We start from the raw sequence: 26,479 nt of genomic DNA, 5'->3' as shown, positions 1-26,479 counted from the left end.
GTCAGGCCCGCCGGCCACCTGCGTCGCCGTGGGGAGAGGGCGGATGGTGGGACTCCATCGCCTCGTCTCCCCCGCAACCCGAACCGGCGTGTGGGACAGCACGCCTGGCGCGGGATCTGCTGAAAAGCCTTCGGCCGCAACGGGCCGGACCGGCCCCGTCGCGGTGCAGGCGACCGGCGAGGATGAGCGCCGCCAGCACCAGCGGGGTCGAATCGACCGTCGGACAGGACCAGCCGGGAAGCGGAGTGCGCAGCGAGCCGACCGGACCGAGCTCGTCGTGCCGGAAGGTCGCGGAACGCCGGGATACGCAGCGCAACACGGGATCAGCGGTGCCCACCGCCACCACCCCCCTTGCCGCCGCCGGCGCCACCGCCGCCTCCCATGCCGCCGCCTCCCATGCCGCCGCCACCGCCCATACCGCCGCCCATGCCCCCGCCGCCCATGCCGCCGCCACCGGCGTGCATACCGCCGGGAGACCCGCCGCCCGGGCTGCCCGCGCCGCCGATGCCGCCGCCCTGCGGGCTGCCACCGAGAGATCCTCCGCCGGAGGGGTTTCCGCCGGTACTGGCGCCGCCGGTCGCCCCACCCGGAGTCGAACTGCCGGGAGAGCCCGCGCCGACACCGGTTCCACCGCCGGGGGCCGAACCACCGGGTGAACCCGCGCCGACACCGGTCCCGCCACCGGGAGCCGAACCACCGGGAGAGCCTGCCCCGGTACCGGTTCCGCCACCGGGAGTGGAACCTCCGGGCGTCGAAGCACCGGGCGTCGAGCCACCTGGAGCACCACCGGTCGTGGCTCCGGCCGGGTCTCCGGTCGTGCCGCCGGGCGTGCTGCCGCCACCGGTTGATGTGCCGCCACCGGTCGGCGTGCCGCCAACCGGAGTCGAGCTGCCCGGGGTCCCGGTGGAAGGCGTTCCCCCGGTGTCGATCCCACCGGTACTGGTACCGGGGGCCGAAGTGCCGGGCGTGCCGTCGCCGGGGGTCGTTCCACCCGGGGTGCCGGTCTGCGTTCCACCCGTCGCGCTTCCGGGGGTCGAGCCGCCCGGCTGGCCCGCACCGGGCAGGCCGCTACCGGGATCTCCCGCCCCGGGCGAACCCGTACCTGGTTGTGTTGCGCCGGGCGAACTTCCGGGCGCGCCTACGCCGGGCAGCGTTCCGGAGATCGGCCCGACGGTCCCGTCGGGCACGCTGACCTTCGGGACCTGGCTGCCGAACGAGCCCACGTTCCAGCCGTTGAGCGCCGGGTTCTGGAAGGGCAGCGGATTGATGAACTGCGCCGGATTCGCGTAGGTGACAGCGTTATCCGCGAGCATGCGGGTCTCGCAGTGGGTGCCGCCGCCGGTGGTGTCGACCGGGCGGCCGTGCACCCAGGTGGGGGTCACCGTGGCAGCGATGGGCGCGTAAGTGCGGACGGCGGCCACCGTGGCGATGGCGTGGCTGCCGGTACCGGGCGGCGCGCTCACGTCTTCCAGCATGATGACGTCGCCGGTGCCGAGCGCCGCGGTGCCCGCGGTCGGATCGGCCGGTTCGGGAGCGGCTTGCAGACCGGGCGGTCCGGCAACGGGGCCGCCGAGCACCGTGGCGGCGGACATGGCCAGCGCGGAAGCCACTGCCGCACCGGAGATCACGGCCGCGCGGGGCGCGTAGCGTCCGATGGCCGATCCGGTGTCGATGCTGCGGAAGGCGGCGATGGCCGCGCCCACGGCGACGGTGTGCGCGGGATCGGGCGAGATGACGACCGGGCGGCCGAGGTCGGCCAGCACCCGCGCCACCTCGGCGGGCCGGGCCGCGCCACCGATCAGCAGGACGCGGTCGATGTCCTCCATGTGCAGGCCCGCACGGTGCACGACGGACCGGACCAGCCGTAGCGAATTGCGAATGTGCCAGCTGCGCAGGCGATTCGTGTCCGAGGCCGGCACCACCGCCGACACCGGCTGGGTCGCGCCGGGCGCGATGCTGCGCGCGTAGCGGGCCAGCAGGGTGCCCAGCGGGCGGCCGCCGTATTCGTGGGAGCGTTCGGCGCGGCCGAGGATGCCGCGTTCGTCGCGGTCGGCCTCGGTGCGCACGACGGCGATGTCGAGGGCATTGCCGCCGAGGTCGTAGACCAGCGTCAACCCGTATTCGGAGATGCCGTATTCACTGTCGAGCCACTCCACCGCGGCCACCGGCTCGGGCATGAGGGTGACATCCGCCGCGCCGGACCAGTCCAGCGCGCGCCGCAGCCGCGTGACGTGTTTGTCCGAATAGCAAGCGGGATAGGTGGTTACGGCGGGGGCTTCGGGGGCGTTGGATTCGATGAGCCCGTTCACCACGGCCGCCACCAGGTCCGCCGGGGACCAGATGCGACCGCCGATGACCACCGGGTCCGGCTCCGACGTGAGATCGGCGAAGTCCGTGACCACGGGGGCGAACCGGGGAATTCCCCCGATATGCGGCCCGCCGGCGCTGTCGAAGGTGACGGCGGTCCGGCGAACGCGCACCGCGGGCCGGGTTCGATCACCAGCCGAGGTCGCCCATACGGAGTTCACTGTGCCGATGCTCATGCCAAAGCCAACTGTCATTGCTATCCCGTCAACGCACCGAGACCACGGCCTCCACGGGCGTACCAACCATGTGGTCGCGGTCGTTTTCCAAACAGCGCGTTCAGGTTAGCTGGCGTTTGCGGGACTTGAATATCGAATCGGGAGAAAAGATTTCGCGTCCAGTAGCGAAGTTGGCGAATCTACTGGTCAGGCAACTGCACGAGCAAGATCGAATCCGGATGCCCGACAAAAGCAACCGAACAGTCTTTCTCGATGGCTACAACCTAGCGAACGAAAAATTCATACCAACCGGTAGGCAAGGAGTGTCCGGAAAATAAAACCGCAACGTCAGTTCGGGAGTGTGAATCACCGATCACTGGTCGGTAGCTACCCCGGAATTCCCCACGCGGGCCGCTTCACCGTCCGTGATTCGCAATGAAATCTTCAGTACTACCGGTGATGTCGTTCCGAGCAAACTCGGCATTACAACTCGCACAACAGCATCGGTACGTTGCGTACGCAGGGGCCTGATGGATTCGCAGCCGGGCCACACCCGGATACGTTGCCAGGCACAAAAAGTCAGCGGACAAGGCACGGGACTGCGGTGCCGGACGCCGTCATCGCGGCACCCCGGCCGGGAACGACGAAGGCCGCCGCACGCACAGGGGGTTGCGTACGACGGCCTCCGGTGGGGCGTCCCTGAAAGGGGTGGTCAGCGACGCACCAAGAGGGGGAGCTTGCGGCGGGGGCGGTTCACCGCGCCACCACGAACGGCGTGCGGCTGACGCTCACCAACCAGTCGGTCGAAATCGCCTGCACTGCGGGCAGGTTGAGCCAGCCGTCCGGCATTGAAGTCGTCGACCAGCTGACGCACGGTCTGCTGCGCACACGACTTGTTGGTACCGATGAAACCGGTCGGCCCGCGCTTGATCCACCCGGTGACATACGCACCCGGCACCACCGCGCCACCGGACTCCTCGGTCACCCGGCCGTCCGTGTTCGGAATGATCCCGGCCCGCTCGTCGAAGGGCAGACCCGGCAGCGCCACACCGCGGTAGCCGACCGAGGTCAGCACCAGCCCGGCCTCGAGAGTCTCGACCTCCTCGGTCGACACGGCGTGCACGCCGCCGTTGTCACCGGTGACGAGCTCGTTGCGCACCACCTCGACACCGGTCACCCGATCCACCCCGGCGAACGCCGTCGGCGCGGACAGGTACCGGAACACGATGCGCTTGCGGCCGCCCACCGGGCGATCGGCTCTGTCTTTGGACCTTTCGGCCAAGCCGCGCAACAACTTCAGCTTGTGCTCGACCTTCTGCGACATGCCCTCGACGGGTTCGGGAATCTCACCCTCGACCACGATGTCGACATCCGCGCCCAGCAGGCCGACGAATTCCGGCACGGTGAAGGCGGATTCGGCCGGGCCACGCCGGCCCAGGATCACGACTTCCTCGATATTGCTGCGCCGCAACGCGATCAGCGCCCGCTGCGACACATCGGTGTCGGCCAGCAGTTCCGGATCGGTGGTCAGCAGCCGCGCCACGTCCAGCGCCACATTGCCGTTGCCCACGATCACCGCGCGCCGGTGCGACAGGTCGAAGTATCGGCCCACCTGATCAGGATGCCCGTTGTACCAGGCTACGAAGTCGGTGGCCGAGGCGCTGCCGGGCAGCCCCTCCCCGGGGATGCCGAGCTTGCGGTCCGAGGACGCGCCGACGGCGTAGATCACCGCGTGATGGTGCGCCAGCAGCTCCTCATGCGAAACATGCTCGCCCACATTCACATTCAGGTATGACCCGAATCCCTGCTGCGCCGAGATCACGTCGAAGAGGTTGCCCACCTTGCGGGTCTTGGTGTGATCGGGCGCGACGCCGAAACGGGCCAGGCCGTAGGGCGTGGTCACCTTGTCGAACACGGTCACCGAAACGCCGGGCTGGGTGAGCAGTTCGTCGGCCGCGTACATGGCCGAGGGGCCCGACCCGACGATGGCCACCCGCAACGGTTCCCGTCCGGGCTTGACCTCCGCCGCGGGCACCGGCCTGGCCAGCAGCGGCCGCGGCCGCTCCTGCCGGTAGAAGTCGGCATTGATCTCGATGAACGGAAGCTGTTCGGACGTCAGCTTTTTCGTCGAGGTGATGGCGTCCACCGGGCACGCGGTGGCACACGCGCCGCAGTCCACACAGGCCTGCGGGTCGACGTAGAGCATCTCCGCGGTCAGGAAGTCCGGCTCATCGGGCGTGGGATGGATGCAGTTGACCGGGCAGGCGTAGACGCAGGACGCGTCGCTGCAACAGGATTGGGTGACGACGTACGGCACTGGACGGTCCCCTTCCTACGCGACCTTGCCGGAACGAATCGGCTCCGAGCGGTAACGCGAGGCCGCGCCCCCGATGCCGAACAACTTCCACACGCGCTTGGAGATCGGGTTCATCAGGCCGATCTCGGTGGCCAGCGCGCGCACATCGATGAAGTAGTCGCTGAAGACCTGCTTGGCCTCCTTGGAGCCGTAGAACAGCTCCTTGCGCACCTGCTCCGGAATGTCGAACTCGCGGAAGAACTTCTTCGGCGGCGTCGCGATGGAGCGACCCAGGATGAACATGACGATCGGCATGGCGATGGAGAGCACGAAGCGGTTGGCCACGTTCCCCTCGGGCACGTGCTGCTTGAGGAACTCGTGCGCGAAGGAGATGTGGCGCGCCTCCTCGGCGACGTGAATGCTCATGACGCCGCGCATGATCGGGTGCACCTCCTCACCCGAACGCAGGATGTCCTTCTGGATGTGGTCGATCGGCTCCTCGCCGGCGAGCACGGCCATGAAGAACAGGTTGGGGAACAGGACCGCGATCGGTACGCCGAGGAAGCGCAGCTGCCGGACCAGCGGGCCCATGCCCGGCACATCCGCGCCGATGCGGTTCACCATCTCCTGGAACATCAGGGTGTGGTTGAGTTCCTCGGACATCTCGTGGGTGCAGTAGCGGAACTCCGCGTCACCGTTGGGCAGCGAGAAGGTGTGGTTGACCATGCCGCTGATCAGGATGGACTCGAACTGCAGACCGACCTTGGCGACATTGGCCTGACGGTATTTGCCGATGGCGATCTTCCGCTCGTCGCTCAGCGCCAGATACCACGGGTGGCGGCCCAGCGGATCGGCGGACGCGGGCAGGATCCAGCGCTCGGGCTTGGCGTTGGCGTCGAAGTCCGGGTTCTCCCAGTCGATGTCCTCGTAAGGATCGAAATGCTTGTTCACCGACCCTTCCGAAAGCAGCAGCAGCTTGTTGGCATACTCCTGAGCTTCGGCAACCACCGGGTCTTCGACGGGTGTCGTGGTGGGAGACATCGTCGTCACCTCTCCAGTAGAGCGTTTATCTGTGCCCCATGGTTACACCAAACTGGAGAGGCGTCAACAACCCGTTCGCAAGATGCTTGCAGAAGTTAGCGGAGATTGGCACGCTCGGGCGCCCGAACCCGCCAGTAGCAGGACAAATGATCGATTCAGAGTGCGGCCACCCTCGTGACACGCCGGAACAGGCCCGTGAAGGGATGGTGGCGATGTGCGCCGGAATCCTGATCGAGCAGGGCCTGCCTGGCCGCGATGGCCGCGCCGTCGGCGATCGTGCGCTCGGGATCCGAGGCCACCACCACCGGCCGCGCCAATTCCTTGGCGAGCACCTGCGCCACCTCGGGCGGGCGGGCCGCGCCGCCGACCACCAGGATCCGATCCACATCGGCCATGGTCACGTCCGCGATACGCAGGCATTTGTAGACCAGACCCAGCGACCGCCGAATATGCTCGCCGCGCAACTCCCCCGAATCCGCGTCCGAGAGCCCGCGCGGCACGACCTGCGACCCCGCCGTGCGCCGCAACTTGCGCGCCACCAGGTCACCGAAGGCCCGGCCGCCGTATTCGACCGAGTGCAGCGGCAACCCGACCACCGGATTGCTCGGCGCACCCATGCCCACCCGCAGCAGTGTGATGTCCAGCCCGGACCCGCCGAGGTCGTAGACCAACGCCAAACCCGGTGTGAGCGGGCCTCGTTCGGCCGCCAGCCAGGCGGCGGCGGCGATCGGCTCGGCCACCAGAGTGGCGGTGGTGAGCCCGACACCGTCGAGCGCGGTCCGCAGATCCGCGACCAGATTGGCCGAGTAACCGGCCGGATGGGTCACCGCGACCCCGGCGTCCCCGTTGGCCAGCCGTCCGGCCGGCGGCTCCCCCATCACCTCCGCGACCACGCTGTAGGCCACCGTCGCAACGAGATCCGCGGCCGAGAGCGCCCGGTGCCCGACCCGCGCGACCGGAGCGCCCCGCTGGCTGAGATCCGCGAATTCGGTGATCACCCGCCCGTGCCGGGGAATGCGGCCGACCCGCGCGGTACCGGAACTGTCGAAGGTGAGGGTGGTGCGCCACGTCGTCGGCGGACCGGCGAAACCCTTGCGCCCGGGAGGATGTTTTCCGGATCGTTCGGCCGCCGTGGAGCAAACCGTATTGACCGTACCGATAGACAAACCCACGCCGAACGCCATCATCCACCTCGATCTGCCACGCACTTAATCGGGCTGAGCGTTTCACCAGTCCGTCTGACCCGACCCGAGTTCATGCAACTCCTGCGCCGGATGCTTGCCAACCACCGGACACGCGGTTGTCCGCACGTGCGCCGGTTTCCGGTCAGAACCATGCTGTCCAGGCAGGCGAGGGCGGACACGCCCGCGTGCGTCCGGGTCGCGCAATGTTTGCCCGCCTTCGCCCGTTCGCCGGTTGCGGGACAGCGGGTGCCGAACGGTTCGGATGTGACGGGTGACGACGAAAAAGCCCCCGCACCGGACTGTTCCGGAGCGGGGGCTTCGACGGTGCGCGAACTCAGTTGGTGGTGGGCGTCTTCAGCATGTTGGAGCTCAACACCGACACGACGCTGTAGGCCAGGTTGATCAGGTCCGGAGCGACTCCGGTGTTGCCCATCAGCATCTTGGCCAGGGGGCCGAAGAACTTGATGGCCGTTTGGACCAGGGTGCTCATGGTGTCGACATCGAGGCCGTCGGACTTGGAGTTCTTATCGGTGGACGGCGTCTGCGAGCCCGGATTCGCCTGTACACCGGGGCTGGCCGGGGACGGAGTCTGCTGGCCGCCCGGTGTGCCCGGGGATTGCGGCTGTGGTGCCGGAGCGGGGCGCTGCGGGGCGCGCTTGTCCGCGACCGGCTTCACCGCCGCCGGAACAGCTTGCGGCGCAGCGGATTGCGGCTGTGCGGCCGGGGCCGGCTGGGCCTGCGGGGCGGCTTGCCCGGCGGGCGGCGCGGACTGCGGCTGGGTGGCCTGTGACTGCTCCCAGTTGAGGAACTGGTCGGCCAGCTGCTGGAAGACGCCGAGCCCGTTATCGGCCGGCGTTTGACCCGCCCGTTCCGGATTCACCTGCGCCGGAGTCGGAATCTGCGGGGTCTGGACCTGCGCCTGCGGTGCGGCGGCCGATGGCTGCTGCGCCGGGACCTGCGCGGGTTGCGCCGGAGTCTGGGCGGGCACCGGTGCCGACTGGGCCGGAACCTGAGCCTGCGGCTGCACCTGCGGAGACTGTGCCTGCGGGGCCGGGGCGGCTTGCGCCGGGGCGGGGGCCTGCGGCGTCTGGACCTGCGCGGGCTGCGCCGGAACCTGCTGTCCCGGTGGCGTTCCCGAGTCGGCGGCGTGCTCGGCGGGCACCGGCACGCCGAGCAGATAGGAGGCGATCCCGGTGACGATGGTGACCGCGTGCTTGAGCTGCCCCTCGGGGCTCTCCAGCTGCTGGGCGTCCTCGACATTGGCGCCGTTGCCCATTTCGAGGAACACGTCCGGCACGGTGGTCAGCGCGGGACCGGCGATATCGGAGCGGGTCTGCAGTCCGTCGACCGCCCCGTTGTAGGTGGCGGCCTGATACCCGCCCTGCACATAGGCGTCGCGCATGGCCTTGGTGGCGGTCAGCCCGGGCCCGGACTGCACCTCGGTGACCTTGGCGTCGGGCACCGGCAGCTGCGGCACGATGAGGTGGAAGCCGTGGCCGTCGGCGGGACCGCTGTCGGCGTGGATGCTGAGCGCGACGTCCGCGCCCGAGGCGCTGGCGGCCTTGGCCCGATCGTCGACGCAGCCACCCCAGCCGGTGTCGTCCGGGCGGCTCATGACGACCTTCGCGCCGAGGCCCTCGAGCGAAGTGCGCACCAGCTCCGCGACATTCCAGTTGATGGTGTGCTCGGCGATGCCGTGCAGGCTGGTCATGCCGGTGGTCTGGCACGCCTTGGTGCCACCGCGGCCGTCACTGACCTGCTTGTTCACGTCTTGGGTGTGGTTGGGGCCCTGATGGCCCGGGTCCAGGAACACGGTCTTCCCGGCGAGTTTCTGGGGCAGCTCGGGCAGCGCGGGCGCGGCCAGGGCGGCGACCGGGACGATCCCGGCCACGGTGGTGATGGCCGCCGCGGTGACGGCGGTGCAGATTCCGGCCTTGGTGATGCTTGGCTTCATAAGCGGACGGCGCTCGGGGCTGAGCGCCCCTCCCTTCCCACTAGTAACACCAGACTCAGCCATTCACTTTAAGCACACACAGCACTCTGGCAACATCAGTTACCGTCTGGCAAGCCTTCGTGATGGAACCGTTACTTGTGGTCAGAAGCCCGGAAATAGCAGTTCAGGGCGTCGTCGAGCGCAATGGGCAAACGACCACCGCGCCCCACTATCCCGCACCGGCCGGTCGGCACGGCGATGGCGCGCCCGGAGAAATCGCGGCGACCCGCCGCGAGAATTCATTCACCCCGGCAGCTCGGCGCATCCCCCGACGCCGAGCCCCGGCGGTCACCCGCGGATCAAGCCGAAACGATCTTGTCGCCGTCGACCCGGATCGCCTTCGAATCCAGCGCCCGCGGCGCGGGCCCACCGGCGACGGTGCCGTCCAAGTGATAGCTGCTGCCGTGGCACGGGCACTTGATCAGGCCGTTGGTCACCTCGTTCACCTTGCAGCCCAGGTGCGTACAGGTGGACGAGAACCCCTGGAAGGAACCCGCGGTGGGCTGGGTGATGACGGTGTCGCCGGCGATGACGCCGCCGCCGACCGGGACGTCCTTGGTGTAAGCCAGCTCGTCGTCGTCCTGCTTCTTGGCCTGCGCGTTCCCGTTGCCCGGGTTGGGCGCGGCGGACGCGGACTGGTTGGAGCCGCTGCTGCAGCCCGCCACCGTCAGCGCGGTGGCGGCGACCGCACCGGCGGCCAGGGCGGTGCGTCGGTCCAGGTGGAAGCCGGAAAGGTTCTCGGTCATCGGAACTCCTCGCTCGGGGGCCGTCCGGTTGCCGGGCGGCCACTCTAGTTCGACGTGCGGGGAGCGCTGCGGGTTCACGCGCTGAGGGGCAATCGGCGCAGGGAGCGCAGCGCGTAGTGCACGCGGGTCTTGACGGTGCCGACCGGAATGCCCAGGTCCGCGGCGACGTCCTGATAGGCGCGGTCGCGCAGGATGACCTGCACGACCGCGTCACGCTGGGCCGCCGGCAGCTGGGCGAGCAGGTCGGCGACCAGCAATCCGTTGGTCAGATCTTCCACGAAATCGGGCCGGGCGCAGTGGTTTTCGGTCTGTTCGCCGATCTGGTCCCAGCTGGTGTCGCCGGGTCGGGCGGCCCGGAAGCGGGCGGTGTCGGTGAGGACGTTGCGTTCGATGGTGAGCAGCCAGGTGCGCACACTGCCACGGGCGGGGTCGTAGCTGGCGCAGGCGCGCCAGCCCCGCAGCAGGGTCTCCTGCACGGCGTGCTCGGCCAGGCCCGGATCGCCGAGGCGGCTCATCGCCCGCCAGTACAGCAGGCCCCGATCGGCGGCCAGCACCGCCGCCAGGCCCGCGTCGGTGCACAGCCGGGCGCAGTGCGTGGCGCATCCGGTCGCGACCGGGCGAAGACTTCCCATGCCTGAATATCGTTACGAAGCCCAAAAGGGCATCGCTCCCGATTGTGCATCGGCCGAAATCCGGCGATTTCCCGAAAACAGACCGAATTTTCTGATAGACACCGACCCCGGGAGACGCGGGGGTCACCCGAACGCCGCACGCCGGGAACCGTGCGGCGCCAAGTGAGCTGCTCAGGGAGGAACACCGTGCGTGCAGGCGCGCTCGTGGCCGCGGGAGCCTTCGCTTCCGCGCTGACAATGGCCGCATCCGGAATTGCGGCCGCCGAACCGGCCACCGATATCACTGTGGACGGGACATATGTGGTCAACGTGGATATCAAACCGGGGATCTATATCGGCGACGGTTCACCGGATCCGGCGAACGGCGGCTGCTTCTGGCGACGGCTGTGGAAGATCCAGACCGCGCAGGACTATCCGGATCCGAACTACTACATCATCGCCAGCGACTTCGTCCGGACCAAGCCGGTCACGGTCGAGATCAAGGCGACCGACGTCGGGTTCTCGACCGTGAACTGCGGGGCCTGGCACCTGACCCCCGCCCAGCCGAACACGGGGTCGGCGGGCTGAGCCGCCCCGACTCCGGGCGGCAGAGCCGCACCCGGGGCGCGGCTAGGGTGACGGCATGACCAGGCAGAAGATTCTCATCACCGGTGCCAGCTCGGGATTGGGCGCGGGCATGGCCCGCGAGTTCGCGCGGCGCGGGCGAGATCTCGCGCTGTGCGCGCGGCGCGTGTCCAATCTCGAGGCGCTGCGGGACGAACTGCTGGCCGCGCACCCGGGCATCACCATCGCGGTGCGCGGGCTCGACGTCGACGACCACGCGGCGATCCCGAAGGTCTTCGAGGAACTGCGCGAGGAACTCGGCGGCCTGGACCGGGTCATCGTCAACGCCGGGATCGGCAAGGGCGCGCGCATCGGCACCGGCCGGGCCGACGCGAATCTGGCCACCGCCACAACGAATTTCGTGAGCGCGCTGGCCCAAACCGAGGCGGCCATGAGCATCTTCCGGCAGCAGGACCACGGCCATCTGGTGCTCATCTCGTCCATGAGCGCGGTCCGCGGGCTGCCGGGCAAGAAGGCGGCCTACGCGGCCAGCAAAGCGGGTGTGACGGCGCTGGGCGAGGGGCTGGCCATCGAATTGCGCGGCACCCGGATCAAGGTCACCACCGTGCAGCCGGGATTCATCGCGACCGATATGGCGGCCAAGGCCGGGGACGCCAAACTGGTTGTCCCGCTGGACAAGGGCGTCAATTCCATGGTGGCCGCCATCGAGCGGGAGGCGGTGCGCGCGTCGGTGCCCGAATGGCCCTGGCGCGTATTGGGATTGGTGATGCCGCTGTTGCCTCGCGCGATCATGGCACGAATGGGCTGAGGCCCCGCCCCGTCATTCCGGCGTGCTTTTGGCCGGAATCCACCCCGCGACCATGGATCCCGGCCAAAAGCATGCCGGGATGACGAGGGGGCAGCCTAATATCGCGACCATGGCGAAGTTCAGCACCTGGGACGGTCTCGAGCTCAACTACACCGTCTGGGAGGGTGAGGGCGTCCCGGTGGTGCTGCAGCACGGAATCGTGGCCGATACCAATGCCAATTGGATGAGCGTCGGCGTGGTCGCGGCATTGCGCCGGGCGGGGCACCAGGTCATCTCGCTGGACGCGCGCGGGCACGGGCGCTCCGAGAAGCCGCACGATCCGGCCCGCTATTCGTGGCGGTTCATGGCCGATGATATGCGCGCGCTGTTCGACCATCTCGCACTGGATCGGGTTGCGCTGGTGGGCTATTCGATGGGCGGGATCATCTCGCTGCTGGTGGCCGCGGAAGACGAACGGCTGGAGCGGCTGGCGATCGGCGGCATCGGGTCCGGTGTGGTGGACTGCGGCGGCATCGACTGGCGTGTCATCAATGCCGAGGACATCGTCACGGCCATGAGCGGCAACGTCACCGACGCGGTTCCGCAGGCGCGCATGTTCCGGATCCTGGCCGACGCGCTGGGCACCGACCGCGAGGCCATTGCCGCCGTGGCCCAGGGCATCAACGAGGCCCCGATCGAAACCCTCTCCACCATCACGATTCCCACCCTGGTGCTGGCGGGCGACGCCGATCCGTTCGCGGCCGAACCCGAACGTCTCGCCGCCGCCCTGCCGGACGCGCAATGCGTTGTGGTCCCCGGCGATCATCTCGCCGCGGTCGCCGATCCGGGCTTCTCCGCCGCCCTGGTCGACTTCCTGAAGTGACGACCAGGGCCCACACGGGGTTTCAGGGGTTCACCCCTGAGAGTGACGAGAGTTGCCTAGTACTGCTTGCGGTGCGGGACGAATTCCAGGGTCAGCAGGGCGAGAGCCACCAGCAGCACCTCACGCCAGCGCAGCAGCACGTACCGCTGATCGCTGAAGGCGTTGAACTTACGCAGGAATCGGTACAGCGATTCCAGCCGGATCAGCGGATCACCGGCCCGCACAGCCACATACACCGCCTGCATGGTGCGCGACCGCTGCTTGTCGGCGAAGATCTCCGGAAACGCCGCGAAGGCCAGCGAGATTCGCTTGATGCCGTGCTCGCGCGCGTACTCCACCAGGTCGACGATCATGCGCTCGTCCAGCCCGTTGGGGGCGTCGCGCCGCCGCCACGGCACGTCCAGGCTGAGCTCCTTGCCGTTGCCGGACATGCCGTAGCGCTGGAAGCCGACCACATGCCCGTCCGCACACCGCGACATGACCACCAGCATCCCGGGGTGCCGGCCGTCCAGCAGGTGGTCGAGGATCATGGAGAAGCCGCGGGTCTGACGGCCGTGGCCCCATTCGTCCACGATGGACAGCAGCGTCTCGCGCTGGGGCTCGGTGAGCGCGACCTCGGGCACGATCTCGGTGGTGACACCGAAGTTCTTGGTGCGGCTCACCGCCTGGCGCAGATTGCGGAACTTGCGGCCCACCAGGTCGAAATGATCCACGTCGATGACCACGTCGCGGCCGATGGCGATGGCGCGCAACCCGCGGTGGTCGACGGCGCGGCGCTGCCAGATCGCGCTGACCTCCGGGCTCGCGCCCAGGATCGCGACCTTCCAGCCGTGGCTGCCCGCGAAAAGCGAGAATTCGGTGAGCAATTCGGGGAACCGGTCGGCGTCGCCGATGGGATCGCCCGCGACCACGGCGATTCCGAGGCGGGCCCGGTAGGCCAGCGCCGCGGAGCCGTCGGGATTGAAGTAGTAGGACTTCGACGAGTGGAGCGCGAAGGGGGCCAAGGGATCCCCCTGGCTGCGGCGCACCAGTTCGGCGACCCGGGGCAGCTGCTCGGGCTGCGGCTTGCTGCCCTGCGGCAGCACCAGGATCGCGCCGCTGGCGGCCAGGAACACGAAGCCGACGACCGGATGGTCGGTGCGGTAGCTGAAGTTGGAGACGACCAGCGCCATGGCCGCGTAGGTCAGGTGCGGCAGGGTGATCGGGCGGCGCAGGTACAGGCCGCGGGCGACGAACAGCCCGGCGAAGGACACGGCCACGAACCAGCCGTGGTCGTCGCCTTCCCTGGACGCGCGCTCGGCCGCCCACACCAGGATGACGCTGGCCAGTACCAGCGCACCCATCAGCCCGACCCGCGTGTTGGGCCCGGCGGTGAAGGTCGTTTCGCGGTACGCCGTCAACGTCGGATTCGGTATGCGTTCCTCACGCATCTGGACCCCTCTCCTCCACGCGCGAAAGCCTCACACGCCCTCTCCCCATGGTGACTCTCCGCGTCTCCTCATCGACACACTATGCCCGGGAACCGATTCGAGGCACGCCCTTATTCCTGCGGGTCCGGGCGGTCCTACCGCGGCCAGCCGAGACGGGGTGAGGTCAACACCGGGTCGGTGATGCCATTGTGGCAGGCCAGACCGACAGCATCCCAGCCCGCGAGACGCGATCCGGCATCGTAAGCGGATTGAAAGAAATCCAGGGCGGCGGCGACGGGGTCGGCGCTGGCGCGGACGTCGTCGTAGGGCAGATAGGCGCTGTGGCCGGAACCCGAGCTCACCCACTTCGCCGAGGCGGGACGCAGGGGTTGATCGCTGAGCCCGGCGGGTTCGGGTGCGGTGTAGGAGTAGAAGGTCGGCGCGGGGACCTTGTCGTCGCCGAACCAGAATCCGGCGCTGATCACCTCGCGTGAATAGGCTTCGCGGGTCACCGGATCCACGCTGTCGGGCATGGTGATCTTGCGGTCGGAGAAGCGCTGCACCGCGAGATCGAAGGTGTGCCAGAACACTTGGACCGGCGAGATCTTGCCGGAGTAGGTGGCGCTGAAGCGTTCCAGGACGCGGCCGACCTGGCTCTGCACGCGGAATGCGCGCTGGGCCGCGGCGGGATCGTAGGTGCGGTGTTCCTCGTCCTCGTCGAAGGGCCGCCCGTGGTCGGGCAGGTCGAACGGGGTGGGGTGGGCGAGGGTGACATCGACGCCGAGATTGCGCAGCCCGTTCATGGTCTGGACGTAGAAGGTCGCCACCGACTGCCCGGCCAGGGGGATCTCCTCCTGCGTGCCGCGGTCGTTCGACAACCGCAGCACGTGATCGAAGAAGTCGAAGGCGCAGGTGAACACGGGCCCCTCGGCGGCGGTGCCGAGCGGCACGGTGGTCCAGCCGCGGGCGGTGAGCCGGTAGGTCATGTGCCACCAGTGATTGCGCCTGATGCCCTTGGCCAGGGCGACCTTGCCCACGATCTGGGCGTAGCGGTGGAGGGTTTCCTTGGTGGGCCGCCAGGAGTCGAGCGGGATGGCGGGCAGTATTTCCTCGGCCATTCGATCATCCTAACTAGCTACCGTTTGGCTACCGACCGTCGCCGGTGTGCCCGGCCAGCAGTTCGGCGAAGGGACGCACCGCGCCGACGCCGTTGCCCGAGGTGCGGTGCCGGATGGGCTCGTCCTGCAGGAAGCCCTGCACGCCGGTCTGCTCGGCGACCACCAGCTGGGCCAGCTCCGACGCCGCGCGGTGGACGCGCTCGGCGAGCCCGCTGGATCCGAAGTCCTCGGTGGCGGCGAAGACGCCGGTCGGCACGACCACTGCCCGCAGGTAGCTGAACAGCGGGCGCATGGCGAAGTCGAGGACCATGGAGTGCCGGGCGGTGCCCGCGGTGGCGGCGATGAGGACCGGCATGCCATTGAGCGCGTCGGTGTCCAGGACGTCGATGAACATCTTGAACAGGCCGCTGTAGCTCGCCGTGAAGACCGGCGTCACCGCGATCAGGCCGTCCGCGTCGGAGACCTTTTGCCGGGCCGCGGCCACCGCGGGGGTGGGTAGCCCGGTGGTCATGGTGGTGGCGAGATCGCTTGCCAGTTCCCGCAGTTCGATCACCTCGACCTCGAGGCTCTCCCCGCGCCCGCCCACCGCCGCGGTGACCGCGGCGGCGAGCTGGTCGGCGAGCAGCCGGGTGGACGAGGGCTGCGACAGCCCGGCGGTCAGCACTACCAGTTTGCGACTCATGCTCGTCCTCAATTCTTTTCGGCGAGCGCGCGCTCGCGGGCGGGCTCGACCAGGTGGTGCGGGGCGTCGGGCCCGGCGGCGACCAGGCTCGCGTGGGTGGGCGGGTCGCTGGGCACGTCGGCGGGGCGGCGGGCCTCGAATTCCTTGCGCAGCACCGGGACAACCTCCTTGCCGAGGATCTCGATCTGCTCGAGCACCATGTTCAGCGGCAGGCCGGCGTGGTCCATCAGGAACAGCTGGCGCTGGTAGTCGCCGACATTGTCGGCGAAGCCCAGGGTGCGTTCGATGACCTGCTCGGGAGTGCCGACGGTCAGCGGGGTCAGCTCGGTGAAGTCCTCCATGGACGGGCCGTGTCCGTAGACGGGCGCGTTGTCGAAGTAGGGGCGGAAGATCTTCTTGGCCTCTGCCTCGGTCTCGGCCATGAACACCTGGCCGCCGAGTCCGACGATGGCCTGTTCGGCCGCGCCGTGGCCGTAGTGCTCGAAGCGGCGGCGGTACAGGGTCACCATCTGCTTGGTGTGCTGCTGATCCCAGAAGATGTTGTTGTGGAAGAAGCCGTCACCGTAATACGCGGCCTGCTCGGCGATTTCGGCCGAACGGATGGAGCCGTGCCACACGAACGGCGGGGTGCCGTCGAGCGGGGCGGGCGTTGCGGTGAAGCCCTGCAACGGGGTTCGGAACTTGCCCTCCCAGTTGACGCGCTGTTCGCGCCACAGCTTGCGCAGCAGGTGGTAGTTCTCGATCGCGAGCGGGATGCCGTCGCGAATGTCCTTGCCGAACCAGGGGTAGACGGGTCCGGTGTTGCCGCGGCCCATCATGAGGTCCACCCGGCCGCCGGCCAGGTGTTGCAGCATGGCGAAGTCCTCGGCGATCTTGACCGGGTCGTTGGTGGTGATGAGGGTGGTCGCGGTGGACAGCTGCAGGCGTTCGGTCTTCGCCGCGATGTAGCCGAGCATGGTGGTCGGCGAGGACGGCACGAAGGGCGGGTTGTGGTGCTCGCCGGTGGCGAAGACGTCGAGGCCGACCTCTTCGGCCTTCAGAGCGATCGCGACCATGGCCTGAATGCGCTCGGCCTCGGTGGGGGTCTGGCCGGTGGTGGGGTCCATGGTGACGTCACCGACGCTGAACAGTCCGAACTGCACGGGTCCTCCTCGGGTCGCTTCCACCATTTGGTGGATATGGCAACCACATGAACATACGGGGTCACGGGCCTATTCCGAGGCTCGCCGGGAGCGTGATTCGCACCACTCCCGCCCCCTTCGGGCAACCCCGGTCACGGGTCCCGAATTCCGGCCGCACCTGCCCGGTTCGGAGCTCCGGATACTGCGGAGTACCCGCAAATTACCTGCGGGTACAGCGAAACACTCAGTAGTGCAAGATCTTTCGACGTATCCTGAACATTCCCCGCGCAACGCCGGAGATCTCGAGCATGGACAGGGGGTAGATCCAATGGCGGACAACACCGTCGGTACGGCATACGCCGTTGTCGTCACCGCGGTCGCCGATCCTATGCAGGTGGAGGGCCTGGAATGGGATCGTGCGGTGGAATACCTGCCCAGTATCGATTCCCACACCATGCGCAAGTGGGTGCGCGCCCAGGAGAACGGCCCCGGCTCGCGCCGCGGCGTCGTCATTCCGGGCCCGCAGAGGCGCGTGGTTCCCCGACATCCCTACCGCGAGGTCTGCGTGCCCTCCGCGGAATACCAACTCTTCAGCGCGGCGGTCCGCACCAGCCGCCGCCGCGCGCTGGCCACCGCCTGCGCCGAGGACGAGACCCGCCAGCGAAACCGCCTGGTGTCCTCCACGCGCTGAACTCCGTTCGGCGCCCACCTCCCCATCCCGCTCGGGGGGTCGAGCGGGATGGGGAGGTGGGCGCCGGCGGCGTGTCAGACTCACGGTGTGCGCATCGCGATCCTGGGGCCATTGGAAGTGATGGCCGACGACGGGCCGGTGACGGTCGCCGGAACGCGCCTGCGCGCACTGCTGATCCGCCTCGCCCTCGATCCGGGGCGCACGGTGAGCGTCGGCGCGCTGGGTGAGGCGGTATGGCCGGACCGGCCCCCGAAACGGCCCGAACACGCACTGCAGGAGCTGGTTTCCCGGCTGCGGCGCGCCCTGCCCGCCGATGCGGTGATCCGCTCGGGCGACGGCGGATACCGGCTGGAGATCTCCGGCCTCGCCGTCGACACCCACCACTTCGAGGAGCTGGTGCGCGGCGGACTGCTGAGCCTGCGCCGCGATGACCCGGCACGCGCGATCCACCAACTGCGCGAGGGACTCGCGCTCTGGCGCGGGCCCGCGCTCGCCGATCTCGCGGAACTCCCGTTCGCCGCCGCGGCGGCCACGCGCTACGAGGAGCTCAGAATCACCGCCGCCGAATCCGCGATAGCCGCCGAACTGGCCGCCCGCCCGGACGATTCGCTCCTGATCGCCGAACTCGAGGACCTGATCGCGGCCAGTCCGTTCCGGGAGCGCCTGCGTCTGCTCCACATTCGCGCCCTCCACGACGCCCACCGCACCGCCGAGGCGCTGACGGCCTTCGACCGCTACCGCACTCACCTGGCTACCGAACTGGGCACCGACCCGGGCCGGGAACTCCTCGACCTGCACCTCCATATCCTCCGCGGCGAGACCCCACTCCAGCGCGCCGAGCCCGGTTCGACCGCGGCGACACCCGCCCCGCCGCCGGATTCGAGGGTGCGGCTGCGGTCCCCGCTGACGAGTTTCGTCGGGAGGGAGCGCGAACGGGCCGAAGTGGGTGCGCGCCTGGAGCGGGCGCGGCTGGTGACGTTGGTGGGACCGGGCGGGGCGGGGAAGACTCGGCTGGCCGTCGCCATCGCCGGGGAGGTGAGCGGGCGGTTTCCGGGTGGGGTCGGGGTGGCGGAATTGGCGGCGGTAGACGATGTGTCGGATGTGCCGCAGGCGGTGGCGGCCGGGCTGGGCGTGGTGATGTCGCGGACCCACGAGCCGCTGGGGATCGATCCGGTCGGGCTGCTGGCGGAGGCCCTGCCGACCGCCCCGACACTGCTGGTACTGGACAACTGCGAGCACCTCATCGCCGGGGTGGCGAGCTTCACCCAGGATCTGCTCGGGCGGGTGCCGGGGCTTCGCATTCTGGCCACGAGTCGCCAGTCTCTCGGCATCACCGGGGAAACGCTGTGGGAGACAACGCCGCTGCCGGTTCCGCCGCCCGCTGCCTCGAATGTCGCGGACTATCCGGCGGTGCGGCTGTTCCTCGATCGTGCGCTGGCCATCCGCGCCGACCTCCCCATGTCCGAGGCGGACCTCGAGACGATCGCCGTCATCTGCCGACACCTCGACGGTCTGCCCTTGGCATTGGAGCTCGCCGCCGCGAAGCTGCGCGTCATGCCGGCGGCCACGCTGCGCGCCCGGCTCGGCGATCGATTCGCCGTCCTCGCGGGCGGCAGCCGCACCGCACTCCCCCGCCATCGCGCCCTGCGCGCCGTCTTGGATTGGGACTGGGAGCTTCTCACCGAGCACGAGCGTGCCGGGCTGGCCCGGCTGGGCGTCTTCTCGGCACCGTTCGACCAGCCCGCGGCCGAGGCGCTGGGCGTGCCCGCCGACGAGCTGGAAGCACTCCTGGACAAGTCACTGCTTCAGCTACTGGAGGATGCCACGGTCGATCCCGCCGATCCCGGATCGCCCGCGCCGCGCTACCGCATGCTCGAATCCATTCGCGAATACGGCCTCGAAAAGCTCACGGACCGAGGCGAACTCGACGTCATCCGCGCCGCCCATGCCACATGGTTTCTCGATCTCGCCGAGCGGGCATTACCGCAGCTGCGCGGGCGCGACCAACTCCCATGGCTGCGCCGCCTCGACGCCGATCGCGACAACTTCCTTGCCGCCCTGCGCTTCTCATACGAATCCGGCGACGCCGACACCGCCGCCCGCCTGGGCTCCGCCCTCGGCATGTATTGGGCCCTGCACGGCGCTCATGCCGACGCAGTCCGCCTGCTCCGCCCGGTCCTCGGCCTTCCGACCGACCACCCCCATCCCCCGCTGGCGGCCGCCTTCGCCCTGCATTCCATGCTCGCGGCCCAAGCGACCGAACTCACCGCCGCCACCGAAGACATCTACCGCTGGACAGGCGCCGACCGCCCCCGCCCTTCGACCACTCTCGAAACCCACTCGGAACAGGACGATTTCACCGGCGCATTTGACGCACCGGTTTCCGGCGCCGTGCACACGATCCCGCGTGAGCGCGCGGGTCACCCTCCGGCGAGCGACATCGCGTTGGCCGCGACCGATGCGACCGGGGATGAGGCGACCGATTCCGGGAACAACGTCCGCCAGGAGGACGGCTCCCTCGACCGGAACGTGGTCGGCGGCACGGGCGCGGCGGGACCGGCTGGGGATGGGGCTGCCGAGTTGGCCTGGGCGCTGGTCGAATTGGCTGACGAACGAACCGGGGCCGGGCTCGAGGTGGTGGGATCGTGGCTCGAGCACGGGGATGCGTGGACGCGGGGGATGTTCTGGCTGGTGCGGTCGTTCCTGCACGCCAATGCGAGCGGGGTGGCCGAGATGGATGGGGATCTGCGGACGGCCGCGGCGTGTTTCGAAGCGGCCGGGGAGCGGTGGGGTTTTTCGACGGCCCTGACGTTTCTGGCGTTCGCGCGGGCGACACTCGGGGATTTCGACGGGGCTACGGAGGCGATGGCGGCGGCGCTGACAGCGGTCGAGGAGTTGGGTGATGGTGTCGCGCTGCGGGTTTGGCTGGTCATGGTGCGGTTGCATTCCGGAGCGGTGGAGACCGCGCGGGCGGAGCTGGGGGCGCTGCTGGCCGGGCCGTTGTCGGCCGGGGACACGGTGATGGTGCGGTTGCTGGCGGCGGATATCGCGCGGTTCGACGCCGACGCGGCCGAGTCGGCGCGATGCTTGCGGATCGCGGCGGACGAGCTGAACCGCGGCCTGGGTGACGATCGGTCCTATCGCACCATGTTCGGGCTGCGGATGGGTTTGCTGCGCGCTGGGGAAGGGCGGGTCGCCGCCGCGGCCGCGCACTGCGCCGACGCGTGGGCGAACGCGGTGGCGATCCGGGACACGCCGATGGTCGCCGAGGTCAGCGTCGGGGTGGCGCGGACCTGCCTGGCGGCCGGGCTCGCGACGGAGGCGGCGCGGGTGCTGGGAGCGGGTCACGCCCTGCGCGGTGCGCCCGATGCCCGCTACCCCGACATCGTGTCGCTCCGAACGGAATTGGACGCGGCGATCGGAGCCGGGGCGGCGGTCGCGGCCTACGAGCAGGGCCGGGCGCTGAGCCGGACGGAGGCCATCGCCGCGATCGAGACCTGCCTGTCGGCGGTGCGGGAGAACGCCCCGCGCCCGGGCGTGTGAGCCGCCGTATGAGCGTGATGTGAGTTCGGTGTGAGCGTGGGCCCGCAGTGTGGGCCCATGCGAAACGAATCCGATCTGCACGAGTATCTGACCGTCTATCCCCATCAGATGGCCTTCGGCGACGACGAGCCGGGTGTGCTCGTCGACCGCTGGTTCACCCCCGATATCGACTTCCGCAATGACGGGTACCGCTTCGATCGACGCGCCCTGGTGGCCCATGCGCGTCCGGCGCGCAAGAACGCGGAATCCGTTCGCGTCGAGGTGCATCGGGCATTGCTCTCGAACGACACCTTCGCCGCGCACTACACGCTCTATGCCACACTGCGCACGACCGGCCCGACCGCGACCGAGATCTGCATGATCGGGCGGCTGGCCGCCGACGGCCGGATCGCGGAGGTCGATCAGCTCACCCGTTCCGTCCCGGTCGAGGGCGAATAGCCGTGCGTATCAGACTGTCACGGCGAATCGGGTGGGTCGTCATCGCCTGCTGGGTGGTGGCCGTCGTCGCCACCGCGGGGCTGGCGGGCAAGCTGGGTTCGGCCCAGAAGAACGACGCGACCACGTGGCTGCCGAAAAGCGCCGAGTCGACGAAGGTTTCGGAGTTGGCCGGGAAGTTCACCGGCACGGATGTGTATCCGGCGGTGGTCGTGTACGACCGGGGCGGCGCGGTGCTGGACGCGGCCGATCGCGCCCGGGTAGCCGGTGATGTCGGCCGGTTCACCGCGCTGCCGGCGGTCCACGGCACGGTCGAGGGACCGATCGTGTCCGAGGACGGCAAGGCGATCCAGGTGGTCGTGCCGATCACCGTGGGGGCCAAGGGAATCCTGGACACGCTGTCGCCGGTGAAGGCGGTGCGCGCGATCGCCGCCGACTCGGGGATGAGCGTGCACGTCACCGGACCGGGGGGCTACGGCGCGGATTCGGCCGATGCGTTCTCGGGGGTGAATTCGACGCTGCTGTACGTGACCATCGCGATCGTCGTGGTGATTCTGCTGGTCACCTACCGCAGTCCGGTGCTGTGGCTGTTGCCGTTGCTGTGCGTGGGCGTGGCGCTGACGGTGGCGCAGGGCCTGATCTATCTGCTGGCCGCGCATGCGGGACTGACCGTGAACAGCGACACCGAATTCCTGCTCACCGTCCTGGTTTTCGGCGCGGGCACCGACTACGCGCTCTTGCTGACCGCCCGCTATCGGGAGGAGTTGCGTCGCCGGGAGGACCGGTACGAGTCGATGGCCACCGCGATCCGCCGGGCCGGACCGACCATCGCCGCCAGCGCGATCACGGTCGCGCTGAGCCTGCTGTGCCTGGTGGTCGCCGACCTGAACTCGACCAAGAGCCTGGGGCCGGTCATGGCGACCGGCGTGATCATCAGCTTCGCCGTGCTCACCACGCTGTATCCGGCGCTGCTGGTGCTGTGCGGCCGCTGGATATTCTGGCCCGCCGCACCGTCTTTCGGCGATGCCGAACCGCGCGGTGGGCGGTGGGGTCGCATCCTCGAACGCCTGACGGCTTCCCGTCCGCGCCGGGTGTGGCAGGTCACCGCGGCTGCCCTGGCGGTGCTCGGGCTGGGGTTGTTCGGCCTGCACGCGTCCGGCTTGCAGGCGCAGGACACGTTCCGAACCCGGCCGGACGCGGTGGTCGGCGAGCAGGTACTGCTGCGGCACTTCCCGGGTGGTTCCGGTGACCCTCTGCAGATCGTCGGACCGGCCGCCGAGTCCGATCACCTGCGGGCGCTCGCCGCGGCAGTGCCGGGCGTGGTGTCGGTTTCGACGCCGGTGCAATCCGGTGGCCTGGCCTATCTGGAGGCCACGTCGGCCGATGTCACCGGCAGCGATGCGGCGTTCGCGACGGTGGAGCGGCTCCGCACGGCCGTCCACGCGGTGCCCGGCGCCATGGTCGGCGGCAGCAGCGCGGTGGCGGCGGACACCCTGCACTCCTCGCGCCACGACCGCAATCTTGTTGTGCCGCTGGTGTTGTCGGTCGTGTTCCTCATCATGGCGGCCTTGCTGCGAGCATTGGTCGCACCGGCGCTGGTTCTGGTGACGGTCGTGCTCTCGCTGGCCGCGGCGCTCGGCGTCAGCGCGTTCGTCTTCGACAAGATCTTCGGCTTCGCCGGTGCGGACGCGGCATTCCCGTTGTGGGCCTTCGTCTTCCTGGTCAGCCTGGGCATCGACTATTCCATCTTCCTGATGGCCCGCATCCGAGAGGAGTCCGCGCATCATGACACCCCCACCGCCACCCTGATCGCCACCCGCGCCACCAGCGGCACGATCACCGCCGCCGGCGTGGTTCTGGCCGGGACCTTCGCCGCCCTGCTCACGCTCCCGCTGGTTTTCGCCGCGGAAATCGGTTTCACCGTGGCGTTCGGCGTTCTCCTGGACACCTTCGTGGTCCGCACGATCCTGGTCCCGGCACTGGCGAGGGATCTGGGCGACCGCCTGTGGTGGCCTCGCCGCCCGTCGGAAAAGGAGAATGCCCGGCGAGAGCTCGTCTCACCGGGCATTCCGACGTAGGTACGGGACAGGTGGCCGGCGCGATGGCGGGTCAATCCTCGCCCGAAAATGGTGGACGATTCAGCAATTCATCTGGAATGAAGGTGAATCCCGCCGAGCCCGACCCAGTTCCCGTACTCACCATTCAATCCCCTACCCCGTTGTCGCGCAACCGATTTACCCGGCTACTGGCCTGCGTCGAGATTCCGCTTCACTTCACGCAAAACACGGACGAAGGAGGCGCGCTCCTCGGGTGGCACGGTCGAGAGGGCACGCTCGGCGATGGCGGCCGTGTCGGCCTCGACGAGTTCCTCGAGGGCCCGGCCGCGGTCGGTCAGGCGCAGGCGGACCAGGCGGCGGTCGGTGGGGTGGGGTTCGCGGCGGACCACACCGGCGGCCTCCATCCGGGTGGCGGCGCGGGTGATCGTCGAGGTGGCCAGGCCCAGCCGGCGGGAGATCTCGCCCGGGGTGAGGCCGTCCTCGGTCCAGAGCTGGCGCAGCACGAACTGCTGGCCCTCGTGAATGCCGTGGCGGGCGAAGGCGGCGGCGTTCGCGGCGGCGAGGGCGTGCTTGGCCGCCCAGAAGGCGGTCTGGAAGTCGTGGTCGGCAGGATTGGACATAACGAGAACAGCGTAAGGGGTTGACAATCGTTAGCTGCGCAACGATACGATCGTTGCGCAGCTAACGACTTTTCGGAGGCACCGATGAAGATCGGAATCGGACTCACCAACTTCTCCTGGCCCATCCCCGCGGACCAGCTCGGACCCACCATCGAGGACATCGCCCGCACGGCCGACACCGCCGGCTTCCACAGCCTGTGGGTGATGGATCACTTCTTCCAGATCAGGATTTCGGGCGCTCCCACGGAATCCCCCATGCCCGAGGCATATTCGACCCTGGGCTTCCTGGCTGGCATCACGAACAGGATCATGCTCGGCGCACTCGTCGGCTCGGTCTCCTACCGTCACCCCGGCGTACTGATCAAGACCGTCACCACACTCGACGTCCTCAGCGGCGGCCGCATGTATTTCGGCATCGGCGCCGGCGCCCCCTTCGACCCGCCGCAGATGGGACCCGAAACCACCTTCGAGGCGGAGGGCCTGGGCATCCCCTTCCCCCGCCTCGCCGAACGCTTCCAGCTCCTGGAGGAAACCCTGCAGATCGCCCACCAGATGTGGTCCGGCGACGAAACCCCCTTCCACGGCAAGCATTACAACCTGTCCCGGCCGTTGAACTCGCCGAACTCGGTCCGCCGCCCCCATCCCCCGATCCTGATCGGCGGCAGCGGCGAAAAGAAAACCCTCCGCCTCGTCGCCCGATACGCCGACGCCTGCAACCTCTTCGATCTACCGGGCAGCGGTTTCGCGGACAACCTCACCCACAAGCTCGAGGTGCTGCGCGGTCATTGCGAGGACCTCGGGCGAGACCCGGCCGAGATCGAGAAGACAGTGGTCACCACGGTCGATTTCAGCAACGGCATCGAACCCGTCGCGGACCACCTGCGGGCACTCGCCGAACTCGGCATCGATCATGCCCTCGTGACGCCGCCCGGCGCATGGGACAAAGCCTCGCTCGCCGACGCCACCGAATTGCTCACGAAAATCGGAGAGTAAGAACGGGACAGGCGGCCGACGCGATGGCGGGGCGTTTTTCGCTTCAGGGCGATTCTGCTTGATTTGGGATCAAGGTGGATCCCGCCGTGCCCGGCTCAGTTCCCGTGCTCACTATTCGATTCGATATTCAGTTGTTGTGCAAGGCGTTCAATGGACCGCGAAGAGGGATGCGTAGATCGGGCGGTCGTGTTCGGTGACCACTTGGCCCGCCACCTGGGTGCCGGTGAGGGTTTGCAGGCGCAGGTCGAGGTAGCGGTCGTCTTCGATGGTGTACATCTCGGTGTCGGTGGGCATCCAGGACGCCAGGTCCTCGGTGTGGTGGTCGCGGCTTCGGGTCAGTTCGGATCGCAGACCGGCGAGGTCGGTCGCGGCGAACGGCTCGGGGTCCGAGCGCGGGGGCTCGGACTGCCAGGCGGCGACGCCGTAGGCGAAACACACCAGGGGCATCCACATTTCGGCGAAGTAGCGCGGGTCGGGGGCGATTTCGAGGCCCGCGAACTTCCGGCCGACGAAGAACAGGGCGCCCAGCTGTGCCGGGAGCAGTTCCAGGCGGCTGCGGAACTGGGTGAGGACCGCGCGCTTGCGGGTGAGGATCTGCTCGAGGTGGCCGCGGGCGGGCAGGCCGTAGCCGCTGTTCACCGCCGAGATGTCCTGCCACAGCTTGGAATACCCCGGCTGGCCACGCAGGGCCAGAGCCTTGGCGCGCAGCTCCACCGGCAGCACGAAGAACCACTGGTCCCGCCCCTGCAGGTAGCCGCCCTGGGCGGCCTGCACGCAGCAGGCGTCCTCGAACACCCGCGTCTCCCCCGCACCGAGCAGCGCGGCCGAGCACAGCGCGTGATTCTGCGCACCCTCCTGGATGTAGCCGATGTGCAGCGGCACGATGGCGACCCCGGAGGGCGCGCCATTGTGCAGCTCCACACTGCCGTATCCCACCACGCGATTCAGCTTCAGCCCGGAGCGCGGCGGCACGATGCCGGGCCGCTCGGGACCGTGGATCGGAACCATGGTGAGCGCACCCGCGACCTGCGGTGCGCCCAGCCGGTAGCCGGCCAGGTCGACCGGTGCGCGGACGAGAGTGTCGAGACGAGTCATGATGTGCTCCTTGATCGGTCGCTGGACCGAGGTCCGCGTCGAGCGCGGCGGACGTCTTGAAACGAGA

The 26,479-nt window shown here is 69.0% G+C and carries 21 protein-coding genes; 8 read left to right on the top strand and 13 right to left on the bottom strand.

The features are described from left to right. Positions 1-323: 323 nt before the first annotated feature. From GPX89_RS45600 to GPX89_RS30365, 7 genes are all read right to left on the bottom strand, one after another. Positions 324-2,543, bottom strand: a complete 2,220-nt coding sequence (locus tag GPX89_RS45600; protein WP_198347662.1) for an Hsp70 family protein — start codon at positions 2,541-2,543, stop codon at positions 324-326. Positions 2,544-3,234: 691 nt separating this feature from the next. Further along, a complete protein-coding gene (locus tag GPX89_RS30390) occupies positions 3,235-4,839 on the bottom strand; it encodes an FAD-dependent oxidoreductase (protein ID WP_328602465.1) in 1,605 nt (534 codons plus the stop codon). A gap of 15 nt (positions 4,840-4,854) precedes the next feature. After that, entirely contained in the window at positions 4,855-5,859 is a 1,005-nt protein-coding gene (locus GPX89_RS30385; protein ID WP_157391092.1) for an AurF N-oxygenase family protein, read from the bottom strand. 155 nt (positions 5,860-6,014) lie between these two features. Next, positions 6,015-7,031 (bottom strand): Hsp70 family protein, encoded by a 1,017-nt coding sequence (locus GPX89_RS30380; RefSeq protein WP_328602464.1) that lies wholly within the window; start codon positions 7,029-7,031, stop codon positions 6,015-6,017. Between the two features lie 346 nt (positions 7,032-7,377). Further along, positions 7,378-8,997 (bottom strand): N-acetylmuramoyl-L-alanine amidase, encoded by a 1,620-nt coding sequence (locus tag GPX89_RS46310; RefSeq protein WP_157391090.1) that lies wholly within the window; start codon positions 8,995-8,997, stop codon positions 7,378-7,380. Positions 8,998-9,335: 338 nt separating this feature from the next. Next, positions 9,336-9,782, bottom strand: a complete 447-nt coding sequence (locus tag GPX89_RS30370; protein ID WP_157391089.1) for a QcrA and Rieske domain-containing protein — start codon at positions 9,780-9,782, stop codon at positions 9,336-9,338. A 74-nt stretch (positions 9,783-9,856) separates the two neighbouring features. Next, a complete protein-coding gene (locus GPX89_RS30365; RefSeq protein WP_157391088.1) occupies positions 9,857-10,414 on the bottom strand; it encodes a sigma-70 family RNA polymerase sigma factor in 558 nt (185 codons plus the stop codon). A 186-nt stretch (positions 10,415-10,600) separates the two neighbouring features. Here GPX89_RS30365 and GPX89_RS30360 point away from each other — a divergent pair, with 186 nt between their 5' ends. From GPX89_RS30360 to GPX89_RS30350, 3 genes are all read left to right on the top strand, one after another. After that, the gene (locus tag GPX89_RS30360; protein ID WP_328602463.1) at positions 10,601-10,981 is read left to right on the top strand and encodes a hypothetical protein; all 381 of its coding nucleotides are present in this window, start codon (positions 10,601-10,603) and stop codon (positions 10,979-10,981) included. A 55-nt stretch (positions 10,982-11,036) separates the two neighbouring features. Next, the gene (locus GPX89_RS30355) at positions 11,037-11,786 is read left to right on the top strand and encodes an SDR family oxidoreductase (protein ID WP_157391087.1); all 750 of its coding nucleotides are present in this window, start codon (positions 11,037-11,039) and stop codon (positions 11,784-11,786) included. Positions 11,787-11,895: 109 nt separating this feature from the next. Then, positions 11,896-12,648, top strand: coding sequence for an alpha/beta fold hydrolase (locus GPX89_RS30350; protein ID WP_157391086.1), 753 nt, complete (start codon positions 11,896-11,898; stop codon positions 12,646-12,648). 56 nt (positions 12,649-12,704) lie between these two features. On the opposite strand, the gene GPX89_RS30345 is transcribed toward GPX89_RS30350, so the two are convergent. From GPX89_RS30345 to GPX89_RS30330, 4 genes are all read right to left on the bottom strand, one after another. After that, positions 12,705-14,078 carry a bifunctional lysylphosphatidylglycerol flippase/synthetase MprF gene (locus tag GPX89_RS30345; protein ID WP_157391085.1) on the bottom strand — a complete coding sequence of 458 codons (1,374 nt, stop codon included), beginning with the start codon at positions 14,076-14,078 and terminating at the stop codon, positions 12,705-12,707. A gap of 134 nt (positions 14,079-14,212) precedes the next feature. Beyond that, the gene (locus GPX89_RS30340; RefSeq protein WP_157391084.1) at positions 14,213-15,175 is read right to left on the bottom strand and encodes a DUF5996 family protein; all 963 of its coding nucleotides are present in this window, start codon (positions 15,173-15,175) and stop codon (positions 14,213-14,215) included. A gap of 28 nt (positions 15,176-15,203) precedes the next feature. Continuing rightward, positions 15,204-15,857, bottom strand: a complete 654-nt coding sequence (locus GPX89_RS30335; RefSeq protein WP_157391083.1) for an FMN reductase — start codon at positions 15,855-15,857, stop codon at positions 15,204-15,206. Positions 15,858-15,865: 8 nt separating this feature from the next. Beyond that, entirely contained in the window at positions 15,866-16,999 is a 1,134-nt protein-coding gene (locus GPX89_RS30330) for an LLM class flavin-dependent oxidoreductase (RefSeq protein ID WP_328602462.1), read from the bottom strand. Positions 17,000-17,306: 307 nt separating this feature from the next. Between GPX89_RS30330 and GPX89_RS30325 the strand changes: the two genes are divergently transcribed. The 4 genes from GPX89_RS30325 to GPX89_RS30310 all read left to right on the top strand — a co-directional run bounded on the left by GPX89_RS30325 (position 17,307) and on the right by GPX89_RS30310 (position 23,725). Next, positions 17,307-17,669 carry a hypothetical protein gene (locus tag GPX89_RS30325; protein ID WP_157391081.1) on the top strand — a complete coding sequence of 121 codons (363 nt, stop codon included), beginning with the start codon at positions 17,307-17,309 and terminating at the stop codon, positions 17,667-17,669. 87 nt (positions 17,670-17,756) lie between these two features. Further along, positions 17,757-21,212 carry a BTAD domain-containing putative transcriptional regulator gene (locus tag GPX89_RS30320; RefSeq protein WP_198347661.1) on the top strand — a complete coding sequence of 1,152 codons (3,456 nt, stop codon included), beginning with the start codon at positions 17,757-17,759 and terminating at the stop codon, positions 21,210-21,212. Positions 21,213-21,269: 57 nt separating this feature from the next. Beyond that, the gene (locus GPX89_RS30315) at positions 21,270-21,650 is read left to right on the top strand and encodes a nuclear transport factor 2 family protein (protein ID WP_157391079.1); all 381 of its coding nucleotides are present in this window, start codon (positions 21,270-21,272) and stop codon (positions 21,648-21,650) included. A 2-nt stretch (positions 21,651-21,652) separates the two neighbouring features. Beyond that, entirely contained in the window at positions 21,653-23,725 is a 2,073-nt protein-coding gene (locus tag GPX89_RS30310; protein ID WP_198347660.1) for an MMPL family transporter, read from the top strand. 164 nt (positions 23,726-23,889) lie between these two features. Here GPX89_RS30310 and GPX89_RS30305 read toward each other — a convergent pair whose 3' ends face one another. Continuing rightward, the gene (locus tag GPX89_RS30305; RefSeq protein WP_157391078.1) at positions 23,890-24,324 is read right to left on the bottom strand and encodes a MarR family winged helix-turn-helix transcriptional regulator; all 435 of its coding nucleotides are present in this window, start codon (positions 24,322-24,324) and stop codon (positions 23,890-23,892) included. Between the two features lie 84 nt (positions 24,325-24,408). Between GPX89_RS30305 and GPX89_RS30300 the strand changes: the two genes are divergently transcribed. Next, positions 24,409-25,317: an LLM class F420-dependent oxidoreductase gene (locus GPX89_RS30300; protein WP_157391077.1), complete on the top strand. Its 909-nt coding sequence runs from the start codon at positions 24,409-24,411 to the stop codon at positions 25,315-25,317. A 147-nt stretch (positions 25,318-25,464) separates the two neighbouring features. Here the strand turns inward: GPX89_RS30300 and GPX89_RS30295 are convergent, their stop codons facing one another. Continuing rightward, the gene (locus GPX89_RS30295; RefSeq protein ID WP_157391076.1) at positions 25,465-26,412 is read right to left on the bottom strand and encodes an ARPP-1 family domain-containing protein; all 948 of its coding nucleotides are present in this window, start codon (positions 26,410-26,412) and stop codon (positions 25,465-25,467) included. Positions 26,413-26,479 lie beyond the last annotated feature (67 nt).

This window comes from Nocardia terrae (assembly GCF_009760405.1).
GTDB classification, from domain to species: domain Bacteria; phylum Actinomycetota; class Actinomycetes; order Mycobacteriales; family Mycobacteriaceae; genus Nocardia; species Nocardia terrae.
Note: the sequence above shows the minus strand (reverse complement) of the source record. Positions and strands in the feature narration are given on the sequence as shown.

Excerpts from the sequence above, each read along its gene's own strand:
- GPX89_RS45600 (WP_198347662.1), bottom strand. The coding sequence starts at position 2,543 with ATGAGCATCGGCACAGTGAACTCCGTATGGGCGACCTCGGCTGGTGAT.
- GPX89_RS30385 (WP_157391092.1), bottom strand. The coding sequence starts at position 5,859 with ATGTCTCCCACCACGACACCCGTCGAAGACCCGGTGGTTGCCGAAGCT.
- GPX89_RS46310 (WP_157391090.1), bottom strand. The coding sequence starts at position 8,997 with ATGAAGCCAAGCATCACCAAGGCCGGAATCTGCACCGCCGTCACCGCG.
- GPX89_RS30370 (WP_157391089.1), bottom strand. The coding sequence starts at position 9,782 with ATGACCGAGAACCTTTCCGGCTTCCACCTGGACCGACGCACCGCCCTG.
- GPX89_RS30365 (WP_157391088.1), bottom strand. The coding sequence starts at position 10,414 with ATGGGAAGTCTTCGCCCGGTCGCGACCGGATGCGCCACGCACTGCGCC.
- GPX89_RS30355 (WP_157391087.1), top strand. The coding sequence starts at position 11,037 with ATGACCAGGCAGAAGATTCTCATCACCGGTGCCAGCTCGGGATTGGGC.
- GPX89_RS30350 (WP_157391086.1), top strand. The coding sequence starts at position 11,896 with ATGGCGAAGTTCAGCACCTGGGACGGTCTCGAGCTCAACTACACCGTC.
- GPX89_RS30345 (WP_157391085.1), bottom strand. The coding sequence starts at position 14,078 with ATGCGTGAGGAACGCATACCGAATCCGACGTTGACGGCGTACCGCGAA.
- GPX89_RS30340 (WP_157391084.1), bottom strand. The coding sequence starts at position 15,175 with ATGGCCGAGGAAATACTGCCCGCCATCCCGCTCGACTCCTGGCGGCCC.
- GPX89_RS30335 (WP_157391083.1), bottom strand. The coding sequence starts at position 15,857 with ATGAGTCGCAAACTGGTAGTGCTGACCGCCGGGCTGTCGCAGCCCTCG.
- GPX89_RS30325 (WP_157391081.1), top strand. The coding sequence starts at position 17,307 with ATGGCGGACAACACCGTCGGTACGGCATACGCCGTTGTCGTCACCGCG.
- GPX89_RS30315 (WP_157391079.1), top strand. The coding sequence starts at position 21,270 with ATGCGAAACGAATCCGATCTGCACGAGTATCTGACCGTCTATCCCCAT.
- GPX89_RS30305 (WP_157391078.1), bottom strand. The coding sequence starts at position 24,324 with ATGTCCAATCCTGCCGACCACGACTTCCAGACCGCCTTCTGGGCGGCC.
- GPX89_RS30300 (WP_157391077.1), top strand. The coding sequence starts at position 24,409 with ATGAAGATCGGAATCGGACTCACCAACTTCTCCTGGCCCATCCCCGCG.
- GPX89_RS30295 (WP_157391076.1), bottom strand. The coding sequence starts at position 26,412 with ATGACTCGTCTCGACACTCTCGTCCGCGCACCGGTCGACCTGGCCGGC.